Annotated in this window: 18 protein-coding genes; 7 read left to right on the top strand and 11 right to left on the bottom strand. The window is 67.6% G+C overall.

All coding sequences use genetic code 11. The annotated features are described in order from the left end of the window. The first annotated feature begins 9 nt into the window (after positions 1-9). On the top strand, positions 10-1,326 hold the full coding sequence (locus AB4Y72_RS10415; RefSeq protein ID WP_441426217.1) for an ammonium transporter: 1,317 nt from the start codon (positions 10-12) through the stop codon (positions 1,324-1,326). A 133-nt stretch (positions 1,327-1,459) separates the two neighbouring features. Here AB4Y72_RS10415 and AB4Y72_RS10410 read toward each other — a convergent pair whose 3' ends face one another. Next, a complete protein-coding gene (locus AB4Y72_RS10410; protein WP_441426086.1) occupies positions 1,460-2,563 on the bottom strand; it encodes a hypothetical protein in 1,104 nt (367 codons plus the stop codon). A 321-nt stretch (positions 2,564-2,884) separates the two neighbouring features. Between AB4Y72_RS10410 and AB4Y72_RS10405 the strand changes: the two genes are divergently transcribed. Continuing rightward, positions 2,885-4,213: a S8 family serine peptidase gene (locus AB4Y72_RS10405; RefSeq protein ID WP_441426085.1), complete on the top strand. Its 1,329-nt coding sequence runs from the start codon at positions 2,885-2,887 to the stop codon at positions 4,211-4,213. A gap of 42 nt (positions 4,214-4,255) precedes the next feature. Here the strand turns inward: AB4Y72_RS10405 and AB4Y72_RS10400 are convergent, their stop codons facing one another. Continuing rightward, positions 4,256-4,936, bottom strand: a complete 681-nt coding sequence (locus tag AB4Y72_RS10400) for a response regulator (protein WP_441426084.1) — start codon at positions 4,934-4,936, stop codon at positions 4,256-4,258. Further along, a complete protein-coding gene (locus tag AB4Y72_RS10395; protein ID WP_441426083.1) occupies positions 4,929-6,026 on the bottom strand; it encodes a sensor histidine kinase in 1,098 nt (365 codons plus the stop codon). The genes AB4Y72_RS10400 and AB4Y72_RS10395 overlap by 8 nt, the downstream gene beginning before the upstream one ends. Before the next feature lie 370 nt (positions 6,027-6,396). On the opposite strand from AB4Y72_RS10395, the gene AB4Y72_RS10390 reads away from it, so the two are divergent. Genes AB4Y72_RS10390 through AB4Y72_RS10380 form a run of 3 tightly spaced genes read left to right on the top strand, consistent with a single transcriptional unit; the run spans position 6,397 to position 8,624 of the window. Next, positions 6,397-7,740 carry an LssY C-terminal domain-containing protein gene (locus AB4Y72_RS10390; RefSeq protein ID WP_441426082.1) on the top strand — a complete coding sequence of 448 codons (1,344 nt, stop codon included), beginning with the start codon at positions 6,397-6,399 and terminating at the stop codon, positions 7,738-7,740. Between the two features lie 51 nt (positions 7,741-7,791). Further along, complete coding sequence (locus tag AB4Y72_RS10385) at positions 7,792-7,935, top strand: hypothetical protein (RefSeq protein ID WP_441426081.1); 144 nt, start codon at positions 7,792-7,794, stop codon at positions 7,933-7,935. A gap of 47 nt (positions 7,936-7,982) precedes the next feature. Continuing rightward, positions 7,983-8,624: an NADPH-dependent F420 reductase gene (locus AB4Y72_RS10380; RefSeq protein ID WP_441426080.1), complete on the top strand. Its 642-nt coding sequence runs from the start codon at positions 7,983-7,985 to the stop codon at positions 8,622-8,624. A 103-nt stretch (positions 8,625-8,727) separates the two neighbouring features. On the opposite strand, the gene AB4Y72_RS10375 is transcribed toward AB4Y72_RS10380, so the two are convergent. The 6 genes from AB4Y72_RS10375 to AB4Y72_RS10350 form a co-directional block, all read right to left on the bottom strand. Continuing rightward, positions 8,728-9,591, bottom strand: a complete 864-nt coding sequence (locus AB4Y72_RS10375) for a phosphogluconate dehydrogenase C-terminal domain-containing protein (RefSeq protein ID WP_441426079.1) — start codon at positions 9,589-9,591, stop codon at positions 8,728-8,730. Position 9,592: 1 nt separating this feature from the next. Then, positions 9,593-10,411, bottom strand: a complete 819-nt coding sequence (locus AB4Y72_RS10370) for a sugar phosphate isomerase/epimerase family protein (protein ID WP_441426078.1) — start codon at positions 10,409-10,411, stop codon at positions 9,593-9,595. Further along, positions 10,408-11,301: a triose-phosphate isomerase family protein gene (locus tag AB4Y72_RS10365; RefSeq protein ID WP_441426077.1), complete on the bottom strand. Its 894-nt coding sequence runs from the start codon at positions 11,299-11,301 to the stop codon at positions 10,408-10,410. Before AB4Y72_RS10365 ends, AB4Y72_RS10370 begins: the two co-directional genes overlap by 4 nt. Next, positions 11,285-11,755 (bottom strand): ribose-5-phosphate isomerase, encoded by a 471-nt coding sequence (locus tag AB4Y72_RS10360; RefSeq protein ID WP_441426076.1) that lies wholly within the window; start codon positions 11,753-11,755, stop codon positions 11,285-11,287. The genes AB4Y72_RS10365 and AB4Y72_RS10360 overlap by 17 nt, the downstream gene beginning before the upstream one ends. Continuing rightward, positions 11,752-13,527 carry a dihydroxyacetone kinase family protein gene (locus AB4Y72_RS10355; protein WP_441426075.1) on the bottom strand — a complete coding sequence of 592 codons (1,776 nt, stop codon included), beginning with the start codon at positions 13,525-13,527 and terminating at the stop codon, positions 11,752-11,754. The genes AB4Y72_RS10360 and AB4Y72_RS10355 overlap by 4 nt, the downstream gene beginning before the upstream one ends. A gap of 96 nt (positions 13,528-13,623) precedes the next feature. Continuing rightward, positions 13,624-14,982, bottom strand: a complete 1,359-nt coding sequence (locus AB4Y72_RS10350; RefSeq protein ID WP_441426074.1) for an MFS transporter — start codon at positions 14,980-14,982, stop codon at positions 13,624-13,626. Positions 14,983-15,195: 213 nt separating this feature from the next. On the opposite strand from AB4Y72_RS10350, the gene AB4Y72_RS10345 reads away from it, so the two are divergent. Continuing rightward, entirely contained in the window at positions 15,196-15,951 is a 756-nt protein-coding gene (locus AB4Y72_RS10345; protein ID WP_441426073.1) for a FadR/GntR family transcriptional regulator, read from the top strand. 57 nt (positions 15,952-16,008) lie between these two features. Here AB4Y72_RS10345 and AB4Y72_RS10340 read toward each other — a convergent pair whose 3' ends face one another. Further along, entirely contained in the window at positions 16,009-16,719 is a 711-nt protein-coding gene (locus tag AB4Y72_RS10340; protein ID WP_441426072.1) for a hypothetical protein, read from the bottom strand. A gap of 244 nt (positions 16,720-16,963) precedes the next feature. Here AB4Y72_RS10340 and arfB point away from each other — a divergent pair, with 244 nt between their 5' ends. Next, on the top strand, positions 16,964-17,386 hold the full coding sequence (arfB, locus tag AB4Y72_RS10335; RefSeq protein WP_441426071.1) for an alternative ribosome rescue aminoacyl-tRNA hydrolase ArfB: 423 nt from the start codon (positions 16,964-16,966) through the stop codon (positions 17,384-17,386). 58 nt (positions 17,387-17,444) lie between these two features. Here the strand turns inward: arfB and AB4Y72_RS10330 are convergent, their stop codons facing one another. Beyond that, positions 17,445-18,050, bottom strand: coding sequence for a J-domain-containing protein (locus AB4Y72_RS10330; protein WP_441426070.1), 606 nt, complete (start codon positions 18,048-18,050; stop codon positions 17,445-17,447). Between the last annotated feature and the right edge of the window lie 216 nt (positions 18,051-18,266).

Genomic DNA, 18,266 nt, shown 5'->3' with positions numbered 1-18,266 from the left:
AGCGTCTGGATGATTGTGTCGGCGGCGCTTGTTCTGTTGATGACCCCCGCACTGGGCCTCTTCTACGGCGGCATGACGCGGGCGAAGGCCTCGCTCAACATGATGATGATGAGCTTCGTCTCGATCGGAATCGTTGGCGTCGTGTGGGTCCTCTGGGGCTACTCGATGACCACGGGCCAGGGCGTCCTCGGCGTGTTCGGCAATCCCTTCGCGAGCTTCGGCCTGAGCAACGTCATCGGCTCGCCGGACTTGATCAAGGCCGGGTACAGCGCCACGTTTGCCATTCTCACCGTCGCGCTCATCAGCGGCGCCATCGCGGACCGCGCGAAGTTCACCTCCTGGGCCCTGTTTGTCCCGGTCTGGATCACCCTCGTTTACTGCCCGCTGGCCTTCATGGTCTGGGGCGGGGGCCTCATGAGTGCGGGCGGAGCCGTCAGCGCCGTCTTCGGCCAGGTCATCGATTTCGCCGGCGGCACCGTGGTGGAAATCGCGTCCGGCACCGCGGCACTGGTGCTGGTCCTGATCCTGGGCAACCGGCACGGCTTCGGCAAGGACCCCGGCCACCGCCCCCACAACATTCCCTTCATCATGCTCGGCGCGGGCGTCCTGTGGTTTGGCTGGTTCGGCTTCAACGCCGGCGCCGCCACCACCGTGCAGCAGGCCGGCCTGATCTGGGTCAACACCCTCGCGGCGCCCGCCGCGGCCATGATCAGCTGGCTGGTCACGGAGAAGGTCCGCCACGGCCACCACACCTCCCTGGGTGCCGCGTCCGGCGCCGTCGCCGGCCTGGTGGCCATCACGCCGTCGTGCGCCAACATCAGCCCGCTCGCCGCGCTGGGCCTGGGCCTCGTGGCCGGTGCGGCCTGCGCCGTGTTCGTGGACCTGAAATTCAAATTCGGCTTCGACGACTCGCTCGACGTCGTCGGCGTCCACCTCGGCGGCGGCCTCATCGGCACCCTCGCGCTGGGCCTCATCGCCCTCCCCGTGGACGGCACGGGCGGCGGGCTCTTCTACGGCGGCGGCCTTCACCAGATGATCGCGCAGGCCGTGGCCGTCCTCATCACGGTTACGGTGTCCGGGCTCGGGACCGCGGTGATCGGCCTCGCCATCCACAAGACGCTCGGATTCCGGGTCAGCCGCGAGGACGAACTCGCCGGAGTGGACCGGTCCGAGCACGCCGAGACCGCCTACGCCTTCGCCGAACTGGGCTTCAGCCGGTTCAGCCCGTTCGGCCACCACGTCCGTGCAACGCACGCCGAGCACACGGCGGCGCCGGCCCGTGCAGTCCCGGCAGCCCAGCGCGAGAAGGAAGACAGCCTGGTCTGACGGCCCGGCTGACGGCAGGGGACGGATTGCAGAGGACGACGGCGGGACCTCCCGCCGTCGTCCTCGTTCGTGGCTCTTGTTCGTGGCTCTTGTCCGTTGCCGAAGCCCGCTGCCGGGGCGGCTGCGGCCCCGCTCAGGATGCGGGGTGCGTGTACGCGATCCGCTCGAAGGAGAGCACGTCAGGGGTTCCGGCCGGGTTGCTAGTGACCTTGAGCCAGTCCCGGGCGTTGCTGGAGCCGTCCACGGTGACCCGGGTGAGGTTCGTGGCCGCGGCTGCCTGCCCGTAGAAGGAAAGCCAGGAGGAGCCGGCAGCCAGCGGGTGGTCCTGGTTGTAGACGTGGCTGTCGCCGTTGATCAAGTAGACGGGACCGCCGAAGGCGTTCGATTCCTCGATTAGCGTCCGGACTAGCGGCTTGTAGGCCCCGAAGTCCGCCTGGGACGGGTTGGTGACGGTCGGGTCGAACATGTCGGCCTGCGTCATCACGACGACGGCCCGGCTGCCGTCCTCGCGTGCCTTCCGGAAGGTGTCCTTGAGTTCGCGGATGTCAGCGGCCGTGCGCCCGCGCACTTCGCTGGCCTGTTCCGCGGTGGGCGCCGTCTTGCCGAGTCCGGACCAGGGCAGCATGGAGTTGTCGCTGCCCGGAATGTTGACGGTGGTGAATGCGATGCCGCGCTTCTGGAAGGCGACGTTTTCCGGATACCCCTGGCGGGCCTGCGACGTGACCTTCATCGGCTGCCCGAGGGTGGTGCCGGGCCGCGGGAAAAAGGTGTCGCGGACCTTTGCCAGGCGCTCGAGCGGGTTGTAGGCCCCGTTGTTCGGCCGGTGGCAGTCGGTCCACTCGTTGTCTCCAGGCGTGTAGACGAGCGGCAGGTCAAAGGCGTCGAAATTCTTCCGGATCGCCTCGAAGTACTGGTCGGTGCACTGTGAGGAGCCGTTCTTGATATCCCCCACGTGCCCGACGAAGGACAGTTCCTTGTGGGAGTTGAGGTCCTGGATGTAGGACGGGAACGCCTGGATTTCAGCGTCGCCGTACGGGACGTCGCCAATCACGGCGAAGCTGAGCCGGCCCCGGGAGCCGTTGACTCCATTGCCGCGCTGGTCCTGGCGTGCCTGGCCCGATTGTCCGCGGCCGGCGGCGCTGCTGTCATCCGCTGCCAACGCCGGGGCCGCCAGCAGCGACGCCGACATCATGGCTGCCGCTGCAGCAGCCATCATCAGACGGTTCATGGGGCGCATCTCGTTCTCCTTAGTCTGGTCTTCAGCTTCCGGGCCAAGGCTAGGGTGCTGATCCGAACGGAAGTGGTCCCTAAGGTGAACTCTGTCTCCGGTGCCCGCAGCGCAAGTTTTTCCAAAGGTCCCTGTGTATCGCATGGCCTGAGGCCTAAGATGTTGGGCGGGGGGCACTCGATTTAGCGAACTCGCTTATGGGAGGCCACGATGTTCAGCCAAGCCAGCCGCAAGGCGTCAAAACCGCAGCTAACATCGGTGGCGCGGGCCCCGCGCAAGTACCGGCGGCGGGCCCTTCCCAGACCGGACGGATTCTGGTTCGGGCGCACCATGGCCGCCATTGCAGCCTTTGCCCTGGTGATCGCGGGCAGCCTGGCCGTGGCAGCGCCCTCGACCGCGGCTGAGACCCCGCACAGCTACATTGTGGTGCTGAAGGACGGCGTCGTGGACCCCGGTGCCGCCGCGCTTGCCCAGCAAAGCGCCTACGGCTTTACGGCATCGAAGATCTACCGCCATGCCGTGAACGGTTACGCAGCCACCATGACGGCGTCCCAGGCCCAACGCGTCCAGGCCAATCCCAACGTCGACTTCGTGACGATGGGCCGAACGTTCCAAAAACCGCAGGAATCCCAGTCGCCGGGCACCCAGAAGACCCCGTTCTGGCGGCAGCGGATCGCGGGAACGGACTCCGATGTCCGGAGGTCCCTCGACAATGGGCCGGACCGGATCAATGTCAACGTCGCCGTGATCGACAGCGGCATCGATGCCACCCACCCCGACCTGAACGTCAAGGGCGGCGTGGACTGCCAGTCCGGCTCACCTGTGAATGTAGCCCACCCCGTTGACGTTTTGGGGCACGGAACGTTTGTGGCCGGTGTGATCGGCGCCCGGAACAACCGCCTCGGCGTCGTGGGGACCGCCCCGGGCACCCCGCTGTGGTCCGTCCGCGTGGTTGACAACGCAGGCCTGATCTCCGAGGAAAGCCTGATCTGCGCCATTGACTGGGTGACCTCGACGCGCACTGACGACAACGAGAACAACGACATCGCGGTGGCCAACATCAGCATCGCCGGCGGCGGCCCGGACACGCCCAACTGCGGCAAGGGCACGGACCCCATGCACTACGCCATCTGCCGTTCGGTCCGGGCCGGTGTCACCTACGCGGTCGCAGCCGGAAATGCCGGCGAGGACTTCGCCAACACCGTGCCGGCAACCTATGACGAGGTGCTGACCGCGACGGCCATGGGCGACTTCAACGGAAAGGCCGGCGGCGGCGCCGCCCCCAAGTGCGGCACGGAGGACTGGACGAGGTTCGGACAAAAGGATGACCAGCCGGCGTTCTTCTCCAACTTCGCCACCACCGCCGCAGACGAAGCCCACACTGTGGCGGGCCCCGGAATGTGCATCCTCTCCACCACGCCTGGCGGCTACGGTGTGGAGGACGGCACCAGCTTCGCCAGCCCGGCGGTGGCAGGATCAGTGGCCTTGTGCATCAGCCAAAATGAATGCACGGGCTCGGGCGAGGACGTCATGGAGCAGTACCTGCACGCGACGTCGTCGTACACCGAGCGGCACAACGACTACGGCTTCGTCGGCGATCCCGTCCACCCGATCGCATCGCACTTCTACGGATACCTGACCCAGACGGTGAGCTTCTGACGGACCGCCCGTGCTGCCGCGTCTCAGCCCCACAGGTCCGTCTCAGCCCAACAGCCGGCGCTCGTACGCGAACGCCACCAGCTGAAGCCGGGTCCCGAGCGCCAGTTTGTCCAGCACGCTTCTGAGGTGCGTTTTGACGGTCGCCTCGGACACGAAGAGGCTTTCGGCTATGTCGCCGTTGGCCAACCCCTTGGCCGCGAGCAGGAACACGTCGCGCTCCCGGGCCGAGAGTACTTCCAGCACGGACAGGTCCGGTCCCCCAGCCGGCAGGGTCCGGGCCGCGTGCTGGAACAACGCCTGGACTGATCCGGGGGCAATCACGGAGTACCCCGAGTACACCGTGCGGATCGCGGCGAGCAGGAACTCCGGTTCGGCGCTCTTGAGCAGGTAGCCGCTGGCCCCGGCGTGCACGGCGTCGACCACCGCCTGGTCGCGGTTGAAGGTGGTCAGGGCGATGATCTTCGGCGCGCCGGTCCCGGCCGCCTCGGCCTGCTGCACGATCCGCTGCGTCGCGCCCACACCGTCCAGCACCGGCATGCGCAGGTCCATGAGCATCACGTCCGGGCACCGTTCGACGGCGAATGCCGCCGCCTGCGCGCCGTCGCCGGCTTCCCAGGACACCGCCATGTCCTGCTGGCTTTCCACGAGCATCCGGATTCCCGCACGGAACAGCGGCTGGTCGTCGACGATTGCCACGGAGATGGCCGACCCCGGATCAGCCACGCTGGCCGGCTTCTTCCAGCGCCATCTGCGCGTGCGCTGGCGTTCTTCCCGCGGGCACCGCGGGCACCGCCCGGGAATCTTCGCCGGTGGCAGCGGAACCGGCAGTCATGGCACCGAAGGGGATAAAAACGGTCACCCGGTATTGCTCACCGTCCGGGCCGGCCGTCAGCCAGCCCCCTGCGAGATGGGCACGCTCCCGCATGCCGGCCAGGCCGCGGCCCACCCGCGTCTCGGCGGCGGGGTCGGGGCCTTCTGCCGCGGCCGGGATCCCGGACGCCACATGCAGCGTCAGCCCGGGGCCGCTCCAGTCCAGGTGCAGCCGCACTGTGGTGCCGCGGCCGCCGTGTTTCAGCGCGTTGGTCAGGCATTCCTGGATGATGCGGAAGACCGCGAGCTGTTGACCGGCGGAGAGCTCCACCGGTGCCCCGGACTCGCTCTGTTCGATGGCGAGGCTGCCCTGCATCCGCTCGACCAGCAGGGCAACGTCGTTGAGCCCGGGCTGGGGCGTGACCATGCCGTCGTCGCGCACCCCCTCGATGACGCGCTGCGCGTCCACCAGGGCGCTCCGCGCCGACGTCGAGATGTTTTCCAGGGCGTTCAACACGGCTTTTGGCTGGTCCGTGCTCAGGTAGCGGGTGCCGTCCGCCTGGGCCGCGATCACGGCGAGCGAATGGGCCAGGACATCGTGCAGGTCCCGGGCGATCCGGGTCCGTTCCTGTTCAACGATCAAGTCCACCTCGGCTTCCCGGAGGCTGGTCTGGGCCATGGTCCGGGCCCGGAAGAGGCTGCCACGCTCCTGGTAAAGGGCCAGTGCCAGGCCGACGGCGGCACTGGCTGCGGCGATCAGTAGGAGGAGCGCAAAGAGCTGCCAGCCGAAGGCCCGAATCGTCCACCGGTCGCCCATGTACAGCGGTGGAAACCACCCCACGCCGGCACTGTAGCGCCACGACAGCAGCAGGAATGTCATGGCGCCGGCGAACACCACGTTGGCGGCCGCCGCGATGTACCGCATCCGCCGAGTTGCCGTCCAGAGAATGAAGCCAAGAGCGATGAACGAGCCCAGGTAGATGGCCCAGTGATTGGATTCCATGGGCGACACCGCGTGGCTTAACTGTCCGACGAGGAGTGAAGCCGTGAAACCAAGGGACGCCAACGGCTTCCAGGCGGCCGTGGCAATCGCCAATGTCATCAAGGCCAGCGGGCAGGTCCCTGGCCAATTATCGAGACCAAGGCCAGGACCGGGTCCCATCCTGCCGGCCTCGGCCGCCCACCACAGGATGAAGAAGAGAACGGCCGCCGCAGGGGCGCCCCAATGCCGCAAAACTTTCAATAGTGGTTCCATGCCTGTCACCCTATCCACGGCGGCGGGCACCAGCCGGTCAATCCGTCCGCGCTCAACCTGCAGGCCAGAAGATTCATCTTTCGAGCCAGCGTGCGCCGGTGCGCGTAGTATGGCGGCCATGACCAGGGCAGCGGTTGAGGTCACAGCCCCCGCCGGCACGGTGCCGTACTCCTTGCTAGACACCGTCTTCTTCGTGGTGGGCGGCGTCTCGGCCGTGTGGCTGACCTCCCTCTTGGTGGAGCTGAGCTTCCAATGGGGCTGGGCGCAGGTCTGGTTCCTCTTCATCTTCTGGGGCCTGCTGGCCTATCTGGTGCTCCCGCGGCTCCACCGGATCCTGACCCGGCTCTACGTTCCCGACTACTTCATCGGCCGCGCCCGCACCAGCGACGGTCTGCTGGGCGACCCAGTGAACGTCGCCCTCATGGGATCCGAAGCGCAGGTGCACGGGGTGATGCAGGCCGCGGGCTGGACCCTGGCCGATGACGTGACGCTGGCCAGCAGCCGGAGGATCGTCTCCTCCACACTCTTGGGTCGCAGCTATCTCGAGGCCCCGGTGAGTCCCCTGTTCCTGTTCGGCCGCCAGCAGGATTTTGCGTATCAGCAGGAGGTCGATGGCACCCCGGGCAAACGCCACCACGTCCGTTTCTGGCGGTGCCCGCCCGGCTGGCTGCTCCCCGGCGGGGTGGCAGTCGACTGGCTGGCCGCCGGCACCTACGACCGCAGCGTCGGGCTGTCCCTGTTCACCCTGCAGATCACCCACAAGATCGACGAGAACACCGACGCCGAACGGGACCACGTCGTCGCGGCCATCACCGCCGCCGACCCCGCGGCCGAAGTCCGGGTGATCCGCGACTTTTCGACCGGCTACCACGCGCGCAACGGCGGGGGCGACACCATCACCACCGACGGCGACCTGCCGATCGTCGATCTCGGCAGGACGGCGCCGGCGCCGGCCGTGTCCGTCCGGCTCCCGAGTGACAGCCGGAACAGGCGTCCTGCGCCTACGGTTGTCGGCGCGGTGTTCGTCGGTGGCCGTGCGGCAGCTGCTGCCCTGCTGGCCCTGTCGATGGTGCTTTTCAGGGAGGAGCACGTGAACTCACTACTGCAGCCAGGCACCGGCCCTGTCCTCACGGAGGCCCAGGCGGAAGTGGGCCTCACTGCCGCCACGGTGGTGGTTCTGCTCTTTGCCGTGGCCTACACCCTTCTGGCCTGGTTTGTGTTCGTCGGCCGGAACTGGGCCAGGACTGTGGTCATGACGCTCAGCACGGTGGCCATCTGCATGCAGGGGTTCGATGTCCTCCATGGCGGTCCCGACATCACACTGGCCTACAACCTCCCCGGCCTGACCTTGGACATCCTGCTGATCCTGGCCCTCTCCAGCAAACGTTCCCGCGATTACGCCCTGCGGCCCGCGCGGGCCGCGGCGGATCTTGACAGCCCGGAAGGTCCGGGAGCTAGATAAAAGTAGCCGACGGCGGGTGTTCAGTGCAGCATTCGCAGCAGAGGAGCGGACATGACCAAGAATTCACAGCCGACAGAGCGTGCCCACAGCGAGGCCGCTGCCGAGGGCGACGCTACGGATCTACCCCTCGTGGACCGGGCCCACTCCCAGGACGCGGCAGAGGGGCCGGACCCCGACGAGGAATCTGGTCCGTAGCAGGGGTTCGCCGAAATTTCTTCGCCGGCATGGGCGTTGGCCCAGACATGACAACAATCGGAATCATCGGCGCAGGACACATCGGCGGCCAAGTCGCCCGCAAGGCCGTGGAGCTCGGCTACGACGTCGTGATCAGCAACTCGCGCGGGCCGGAAACTCTGGCGGACCTCGTCGCGGAACTGGGGCCGAAGGCCCGGGCCGCCACACCGGCCGAGGCGGCAGCCGCCGGTGACTTCGCCGTCGTAGCCGTGCCGCTCAAGAGCATCACGGCCGTGCCCGTGGAGCCGCTGGCGGGCAAGATCGTCCTAGACACCAACAACTACTACTGGGAACGCGACGGACACTTCCCTGCTCTGGACACCGGCGAGGCCACCACCTCCGGCCTGCTGCAGGAGCATCTCCCCACATCCAAGATCGCCAAGGCCTTCAACCACATCCTGTTCTCCCAGATCACCACGGACGGCACGCCGGCCGGCACGCCCAACCGCAGGGCTTTGGCCACGGCAAGCGATTTCCCCGAAGCGGTGGAGCTGGTGACCGGCCTCTACGACGAATTCGGCTTCGACACCGTCAACATCGGCCCGCTGTCCGAAAGCTGGCGCGTGGAACGGGACCGCCCGGCCTATGTGCTCCGACAGACCGCGGCCGAACTCACCGAGAACCTGGCCAAGGCGCCCCGCACCATCTGACCCCGGCCCAGACCCGGACGCGCGAATTGGCGGAAGCCCGCGAGGTCGCCGTACTTTTCCGGCGGCCTCGCAGCCTTCCGGCGAATTCGGCCGGAGTTAGGGGTCAGCGCTGGACGACGGGCTCGAGCTTGAGCATCTTGGCGATAACGTAGTCGAGCTCGGAGTCGTTGAAAATCTTCTTCCAGTCGTCCTTGATGATGGTGTCCTTGCCGTACTGGATGGCGATTTCGCACGCCTCGGAGAACGGGTTGGAACCGCGCAGGGCGTTGGTCAGGGCGATCTGGACGTGCCCGAACAGCATGGCCTTGGCTGCTTCCTCGGGGACGCCGGCGGTGTGCACAGTCTCGTGCAGGGCTTCCTTGAGCAGGGTCCCGATCATGCAGGCTACGGTCTCCACGAGGGTGGGCTCGAGGATGGCTAGCTGCTTGACGGTGACCCAGTGGACGTCGATCACCGGGGCGTAGATGACCTTGATGGTGGCCTCGGCGGCGGCACGGGCGGCCTCGGTGGCATCTTCGTCGATCGCGGCAACCACGTTCTGCGGGGCGCCCTGGCCGCCGAAAGTGTCGGCCCATTCCTCCTTGGTGGTGCGCTCGAGGAAGACCGAGGGGTGGCACGGGTGGGCCACGGCCTGAACGACGTCGTCGCGCTTGGCGAGCAGGCCGGCGTAGGCGGCAGCCGGGTCGAGGGTGAGCAGGATGGCGCCGGACTTCATCTGCGGGACCACGCCGTGGGACACAACGCCCAGGACGGTGTCCGGGACCGCGAGGATCACGACGTCGGCGTCCTTGATGGCGTCCTCGGTGGTGCTGATTTCCCGGCCTTCGGCGCGGACGCGGTCCTGGCCTGCCGGCGAGTTCTCGCTGTAGTAGACGGTGTGGGCGCTCTTCTGGAGGTTGGCTGAAACACGCAGCCCCATTTTGCCTCCGGCTCCGATGACGGCCACGGTCAATTGTTCTGCTGACATTTCAGTTACTCCTTAGGAAATCGAGGCTTTGCTGGGTCCACTGCTTTTCGAGGCGGATGGTCTCTTCTTCGGAGGCCTGCCACGGTAGCCAGTGCTCGATGATCTGGTTGATGTTTCTTTCTTTGGGCTGCAGCTTCCGGGCCATGTAGGCATAGTCCAGGAGGCCTTCGCCGAGGGGAGCGCCGGAATACGTGAACCCGACCCACCCCTCCTTGCGGCTGAACGCAAAGTCTTTGATGTGCATGTTCAGGACATGCGGCGCGACGGCGTCAATCACCTCGCGCGGGGATTCCAGCGCCGCCACGGTGTTGGCGGGATCGCTGCAGATGCCCAGGTTCGGGCTGTCTACCCGGGCAATGACCTCCAGGACCCGGGCGGTGGGGACCTGTTCGTAGGTCTCGACAGCGATCTTCACCCCTGAGGCCTCGAATTCGGGCAGGAGACTGGTGAAAATCGCCACGGCCTCGTCCGCGTCCGGGGTGTGGCCCGGGACGTTGAACATGGTCCGCAGCAGCGGCGCGCCCAGGATCCCGGCGATCCGCAGGAACTTCTTCAGATGCTCCGGCCGGATGCCCTTGGTGCCGAGCTCCAGGGATATCCCCAAGGCATCGGCCGTGGACCGGACGGCGGCCAGTTCCGCGTCCGTCATTCTCTCCAGCGGGGCGTAATCGCAGATCTGGAAGAGGTCCACGCCCAGTGCCGCGGTCGCGGCGAGCGCCTCCTGGAGGGTCAGCGGCGCGGAGACCTGGTCCGAGAGTTGCCAGAAGAAGGCGTAGCTGCTGAGACCGATTCGTGAACCCTGCCCGGTCGTGGAACTCACGGCCGGCCTCCCGCCATCACCAGGAGTCCGAGGCGGACGGCCGTTTCGTCCAGGATGGTCTTGAGCGCCTGCGGGTCGTGGGCAAAGCGGCCCAGGAACAGCCCGGCGACGGCGTCGTCGAGCCGGCCAATCAGGCCGGGGCCGGCGCTCCCGCCGTAAATGACCCGGCTCTCTGCCTGGCCAGGCAGGCAACGCACGTGCGTATCGAGTCCCATGATGACGGCGCTGATGTACTCCGGGGTGGCCGGTTCGGGCGCACCGATGGCCCACTGCGGTTCGTAGGCCACGATGGTCCGGGCCGCGGGTCCCAGGGACCGCGCCCGGTTGAGGGCGGCGTCGATGTCCGCAGTGCAGTGACGGACAGCCTCCTCCACGGAGCCGGGCTGCAGTTCCCCGACACATAGCACCGGGGTAAGGCCGTTGCGGTAGGCGGCGGCGGTCTTGAGGCCGATTGTCCGGTCATCCTCGCCGAAGATCCGGCGCCGTTCTGCGTGGCCCACTTCGGCGTAGCGGCCGCCGAGTTCGGCGACGGTCCGGCCGGAGACCTCGCCGGTGTAGGCGCCCTCGTCTTCCCAGAAGATGTCCTGCGCGCCGGCGCCGACCCCGGACACTCCGAGGACTCGAGCAGCCTCGGGCAGCGCGGGCAGCGCCGGGAGGACAAACAGTTCGATCTCGCCGCTCTGCACGGCGGGGTGTGCCAGTGCGACGGCGGCGACCTCGCGGCAGTAGTCCAGCGTGCGCTGGTAGCCGAAGTACATTTTCAGGCTGACGCCGATGACGGCCCGTGGCTGCGTTGTGCGGGCGGCACGGTCGGCGGGTTCGCCTGTACCGGCAACGCCTGTCCAAACTGCGCGTGTATCGCCTGTGGCGGGGCTAGCAGGAAGTGACACCCTCGTAGTCCTTAATCAGTGTGACTTTCTCGGCCGAGGCGGAGGTTTCGTCGAACGTGTAGGTCAGCCATTCCCGGGCCAGCCGGCGGGCCAGTTCCAGGCCGACGACGCGCTGGCCGAAGGTGAGGACCTGGGCGTTGTTGCTCAGGATGGCCCGTTCCACCGAGAAGCTGTCGTGCGCGGTGACGGCGCGGACGCCCGGGACCTTGTTGGCGGCGATGGCCACGCCGAGGCCGGTGCCGCAGACCAGCAGGGCGCGGTCGGCCTCGCCGGAGGCGATGAGTTCGGCCGCCGCGATGGCTACGGAGGGGTACGGGGTGTGGCTGGTGGCGTCGACGCCGACGTCATGGACGGACTCGACGAGCCCGCTGGCTTCCAGGTCTGCCTTCAGGGCTTCCTTGTACTCGAATCCGGCGTCGTCGGCCCCGATGACCAGGCGCAGTTTGGCGCTCATGCGTTCTCCTTGACTGTTTTTCCCTCGACTGTTTCCTCGACTGTTTCCTCGAGGAGAGTGTTGTGAATGGCTCGTACGATCAGCGCCATGGACACGGCACCCGCGTCGGGGGTGCCAAGGCTCTTCTCGGCGTGCGGGCGTGCGCGGCCCATGAGGGGCAGGAGCTGAGCGGTGTCTTCTGCCGCCTGCTGCGCAACGGTGGCCGCGGCGCCCCATGCCTTGGTGAGGGATCTCCCGGCGTCCACGCCGCCGGCGAGGGCGTCGCGGAACGGGACCAGGACGTCCACGAGGGTTTTGTCGCCCGGCGCGGCCTTGCCGAAGTCCATGATGGCGGCCGCGGCGCCGGCGACTCCGGCGGCGACAGCGCCGGCGTCGGGGGCGGCAGTGTTGCCGAACGCATCCCCGACGGCCCGGAGGGCCATGCCCCAGAGAGCGCCGGAGGTGCCGCCTGCTTTGTCGGCCCAAGCGTCGCCGGCTAAATGGAGGGTGGTGGCCGCGCCGGCTCCGCGGGCGACGGCGGCTGCCGCGGCGTCGACGGCGGCGCGGACGCCGCGCTCCATGCCGATGCCATGATCGCCGTCACCGGCGACGGCGTCGATCCGGCCAAGTTCCTCGACGTTGGCATCCACTACGTCCTTCGCGGCGCCCAGCGCGGCCACGACCCGAGCGGCCGTGGCGCGGGATTCGTCGGAGGAATACGGGATCGCCGCCTCGATCTCGGCGAGGTCGGTGAAGTCCGTGGCTTCCAAGGCCGCCGCCGTGACGGCGCCGCGGCGGAAGGCCGGGGCGTCGGCGGGTGCGTGCCAGAGGGACTCAAGTTCGTCGTCGAGCCAGAAGAGGGTCAGGGAGGTGCCGGCCATGTCGAAGCTGGTCACGAGCTCACCCACCTGAGGGTCGACGGCTTCCAGCCCGGCCTCGGCCAGGAGTTGGGCGACGCGGCCGTAGACCACAAACAGTTCCTCGTATTTGACGCTGCCCAGGCCGTTGAGGATCGGGACAACGCGCCGTGCCCCGCCGGAAGCCATGCCGCCGTCGGGAATTTCGGTGAGTAGTTTGGCGACGAGGAGTTCGGCGAGTTCGTCCGCCGTCGGGACATCTGTTTCTTCGATGCCGGGCTCGCCGTGGATGCCCATACCGACGGCCATGCGGCCCTCGGGGACGGAGAAGAGCGGGTGGTCCGCTCCCGGCAGGGTGCAGCCGGAGAATGCGACACCGAAGGAGCGGGTGCGGTGGTTGGCGCGCTCGGCGATCTCGACTGTCTGGTCCATGGTGTACCCGGCCTCGGCGGCGGCGGCGACGACCTTGAAGACCGTGAGGTCACCGGCGATCCCGCGGCGCTTGGCGTGCTCGGCCGGCGGGGCGGAGGAGACATCGTCGGTGACCGCGATGCTGCGGCAGTCGATGCCCTCGGCGCGGAGCCGGGCCTGGGCCTGGTTGAAGTGCAGGACGTCGCCGGCGTAGTTGCCGTAGCCCAGGAGGACGCCGCCGCCGTTGCTGGCGGCCTTCGCCACGGTGTAGATCTGCTGGGCGGATGGGGACGCGAAGAGGTTGCCCATCGCGGCACCGTGGGCCAGGCCCTGGCCCACGAGTCCGGCGAAGGCAGGGTAGTGTCCGGAGCCGCCGCCGATCACGAGCGCCACGGCGCCCGGGGTGCTCCGGCTATTTCGGACGACGCCCCCGGAGACACGCCTGACCCAGCGGCTGTGGGAGGAGACGAAGCCCTCGATCATTTCGTCAGCGAAGGCTGCGGGGTCATTGAACAGGCGGGTCATGGGGTACTCCTGGAAGAGGGAAAGCTATTTGGAGGGTGCCCGCCGCGGCTGGATGGCGCGCGGCGGGCACCGGTTGTTGGGAGCAGGCTGCGTCCGTTAGTGGGCTGCTGCGGACTCCGCGGCTTGAGGGGCGGTCGCCGTGGCCCTTCCGTTGGCGGCGCCCTTGCGGGCCAGCACCACCATGAGGATGGCCGAGAGGATCATGAAGCCGCCCACCACGAACATGGGCACGTTGTAGCTGCCGGTCCAGTCCTTGAGCCAGCCGGTGATGTAGCCGGCGCTGAACCCGGCCAGGTTGCCGACGGTGTTGATCAGGGCGATCCCGGCCGCGGCCGCGGCCCCGGTGAGGAACTGGGTGGGCACAGTCCAGAAGTTCGGCAGCGCCGCGAAGATGGCCATGGCCGTGATCGTGATGACCGCAATCGTGGCCGCCGGCGATCCGGCGAAGAGGGCCAGCGGGATGCTCAGGCCGCCGACCAGGGCCGGGACGGCGATGTGCCAGGTCTTGACCCCGCGCTTGGTGGCGTCCTTGGACCAGAAGTACAGGGCAAAGGCGGCGGGCAGGTACGGGATGGCCGTGATGAGGCCCTTCTGGAAGATGTCGAACTTGGTCCCGTACAGGCCCTCGAAGCCGGAGATGATGGTCGGCAGGAAGAAGCCGAGCGCGTACAGGCCGTAGATGAAGCCGAAGTAGATCAGGGCGAGCATCCAGACCCGGCCGTTGCCGAAGACAGTCCGGACGCTGGCGTGCTTGTTGCCGGCGGCGGTTTCTTTCTTTTCCTTTTCCAGTGCGTCGATCAGCCAGGTCTTCTCGTCCGCGGTCAGCCACTTGGCCTTGGCCGGGGAGTCCGCGAGGTAGAACCAGGCTGCGATGCCGATCAGGATGGCGGGGATGGCCACGCCGAAGTACATGACGCGCCAGCCTTCCAGGCCGAAGAGGCCGTGCTGCTGGATGAGGAGTGCGGCGAGCGGCGCTCCGATCACGGTGGTGAGCGGCTGGGCCAGGTAGAACAGGGCCAGGATCTTGCTGCGGTGACGCGATGGGACCCAGAGGCTCAGGAAAAGGATGGCCCCGGGGAAGAAGCCGGCCTCGGCCACGCCCAGAATGAAGCGCAGGATGTAGAGCTGCTCCACATTGGCTACCCAGGTGAAGAGCAAGGAGACAATGCCCCAGCTGACCATGATGCGGGCCAGCCAGCGGCGGGCGCCGAACTTGTGCAGGGCGAGGTTGCTGGGGACTTCCAGCAGGATGTAGCCGATGAAGAAGACGCCTGAGGCGAAGCCGAACTGGGCCGCCGAGAGGGCAAGATCGGTGTTCATGCCGTTGGGGCCCGCGAAGGAGATGGCCGTGCGGTCCAGATAGTTGATGAAGAACATGAAGGCGACAAACGGCACCAGCCGCACTGCCACTTTCTTGATTGCAGATCTTTCGACCACTGATTGCGTGGTGTCCACATTGACTCCTTGATGTCGGGATCCCGGAGGCCTCCTGCGCTGGAAGTTTGGGGATTGGTCTCATCGCATAGTTCCGGCGGACTGGCCAGGCCCTAACTAAGCGTGTGATAGAAACCATAAGGCGTTCATCCTGAATTGGTCAACCGGTTGACATGTTTGTTTCAGCGACCGAAGCCTGCATGGCCGGGCGGCGCGTGTTGTTACGCTTTGAAGGTGTCCGTTAACTCCGCCGCTTCGACGGCCAAAATCAGTGCCGCGCTCGGTTCCATGGAGCAAGGTTCGGTTGTCTCCGAAGTCGCGGAACGCCTCCTGGGCTACTTCACGAGCGGTGAAATCGCTGTCGGGACCCGCCTGCCGGCCGAGCGCCAGCTCGCCGCATCGCTGGGGGTCGGCCGCTCCGCGGTCCGCGAGGCCCTCGCAGCCCTGGAGATCCTCGGGATTGTCATTGTCCGGCCGGGGTCCGGAACCTACCTGCGCGACGGTATTTCTGAGCTCCTCCCCCGCACACTGAGCTGGGGTCTCATGCTGGGCGCCCCCCGCACGCGGGAACTCGTGGAACTGCGCGGCGGACTCGAGGTACAGGCCGCCCAGTTGGCGGCGCAGCGGATTAGCGACGACGCCTTGGACCGGATGCGCGCCAACCTGGCCACGATGGACGGCAGCCTCGACGACCTCGCAACATTCGTGGAGGCCGACGCCGCCTTCCACCGCGAAATCGCGGTCGCTTCCGGAAATCAGGTCCTGCAGGAACTGCTGCAGAGCATCCGCTCGCTGCTGCGCATCTGGGTTGACCGCGCCTTGACGGATGAAGGGCACGCGGCGTCGGCCCTGGCTGAGCACCGCGGGATCTTCCTTGCCTTGGAATCACGCGACGAGGCCGCCGTGACGGCGGCCATGCGCTCCCACATGGACACGGCCTCCCGGCGCCTTCTGGCCGGATTCGACGCGGACCAGGCCGCCGCGGAGTAACGCCTTCGCCCCCGCCCAGACGCGCGAATTCGCCGGGTTAGGGGTCAGCGCTGGACGTCAGCCGCGTTGCCTGTCGCGGGCGGGCGCGTCCTTGCCGAACCAGGCGCTCACCAGCAGCCAGCCGGACCACACCAGAATCAGGACAATCCCCGCCAGCGTGGGAATGGTGTTAGCCGGGGAGAAGCCTTCGATCCCGAGGATCCAGCCCTGGGCCAGGTACGCCAGCCCGGACAGTGCCATCGCGTAGCCGGCCAGGCGCGAGACGCTACGGGCCCCGACCACCACCGCCCCGGTCAGCACCAGGGCCGTACCCAGCACCACGCTCTGGTAGCTGCGCATCCCCCACTCCAGCCACCGCATGCCCTCGGCGGTGGCAAACCGAACCGCTTTCTCCGGTTCCGCGGCGGCAGCCCAGGCGTCCACGGCCTGTTTGAGGGCAACTCCGTCGACCGCTTGGAGCGCCGCGTACAGGGCCAGCGCCGCGACCGCCGCCGCGGCGCCGAACCGTGCCGTCCAGGCCAGGGAGCCGCCCGGCGCTTTCAGAACGAAAAGCAGGACCAGCAGCCCGGCGATGAGAAGCGCCATGCCGGCGAACTGACCCAGATGGACGGCCGTCCAGATGCCGCTGCGGGCGTACTCCGCGAACGTCGCCGGGTGGTCGTTGGCATTGGCCGAATCGGCATGGAGCAACCCGGCAACCAGGGACACCACGAATCCGGCAAACGTCAGCGTGGCGGCCAGCCGCAACTGCGAACGGGGTGGTGGCACGCGCGTCGGCTCAGCCGAAGCTGCCGTCAACGGGTTTTGACGGTCATCTGTTCCAAACTTCTTCATGGGCATCGCCCGTTTCATCCGACGCGCAGGTGCGCGACATCTGCGATATCTGCGATGGGTCTAAGCGCAGGCTACGCCGATTGCGGCTGCCAAGCCACGGCTCAGGGGAAGCTCCCACCTTGACACCAACCGGCCCGTCCCGCGCTGCCCGCAGCCAGATCCGTGTAACGCTTATTGCATGGATCTGGAGGTGTCGCCCGCACTCACAATTCCCGCGTCGGAACTGGGCTGGCGGTTCTCGCGTTCGTCGGGGCCAGGCGGCCAGCACGTCAACACCTCGGACAGCCGCGTCGAGCTCTCGTGGAACGTTGCCGACTCGGCCGCGCTTTCGGATCAGCAACGCCTCATGCTGGTCACGCGGCTTGGCCAACGTCTCAACGCCGGAGTGATCACCGTAACCGCCTCCGAGCGGCGCTCGCAGCTGCGCAATCGCGAGATCGCCCTGGCAAAGCTCGCAGAGCTCGTGGCGGAGGGCCTTGCTCCCGAGGCTGCCCGGCGTCGGGCAACAAAACCGACGCGGGGCTCGACCCGTCGGCACCGCGCTGCAAAGGAACAGCGCGCGGCGACGAAACAACAGAGACGACGGCCGCCCGCCGAGTAGCGCCGTCCGGTCGAATCCGACGGCGAGCACCTTCCGCCGAGCACGCCTTGGAGATCCCTCAGCCGGCCCCGCTCCAGAGCCGGCGCCACCAGGACCGCTTCGGTTCCGGCCCGGGTGGGGCAGGGACTGCCGCGGCAGCCCGGCGCTCCCGCCAGCGGTCCAGTTCGACGTCGACGTCTCGGGTCTTGGTGATCACCGGCGGCCCGCCCTGAAGCTGCCGCCGGGCATCGATGACCCGGGCGTTAAAGTCCTCCACGATTTCGCGCACCTGCTTTTCGCTGAACTGGGCATCGAGCCGGGCGTCGAGTCCGGCGTCTTCGGTGCGGAGCAGGATCGCTTTCGGGCCCAGGCCGGCGATGTTCTCCCGCTGGATCAGGCCCTTGACCCACCAGTCGGGGTCATACGCCTCCCCCAGCCCTGGGATCGGCTTGCCGGCGTACTTGAGGGTGTCGAACTTGCCCTGCGCCATGGCGTCACGGATCAGGTATTCGGCCTTGGCTGCGTCGTCGATCTTGGCACGCTTCTGGCGGAGCTCTTCTTCGGCGGCACTCAGCTCGTCATTCTCCTGGGCGGTGCTGCCGGTCGCCCGGACGGCACGGAGCTCCGCGGCGCGCTCCACCCGGCGCCGGAACGCACTGCCCGAACCACTAACCCCGCTGCTCATCAGCCACCACCATCCTCGCCTGCCGGCATCGCGGATCTGCCTTCCAGTATGGGGAACAGCCGCGCGGTGGCCAAGGGCGGCCTGTCGGCCTTGGCCGGCGGCCGCGCCGCGACGGGAACCTAACACCGCCGTAACACGGTGTTAACCCACCCGTGCGAGGCTGGGACCTTCTTATCATAAGCACCCTTCCCATGTGCACGACAGATCCGAGGAGTT

The sequence above is a fragment of the Arthrobacter sp. YAF34 genome, from assembly GCF_052113245.1.
Classification (GTDB): domain Bacteria; phylum Actinomycetota; class Actinomycetes; order Actinomycetales; family Micrococcaceae; genus Arthrobacter.
The sequence above is the reverse complement of the archived record's forward strand: the minus strand, read 5'-3'. Positions and strand labels throughout refer to the sequence as shown.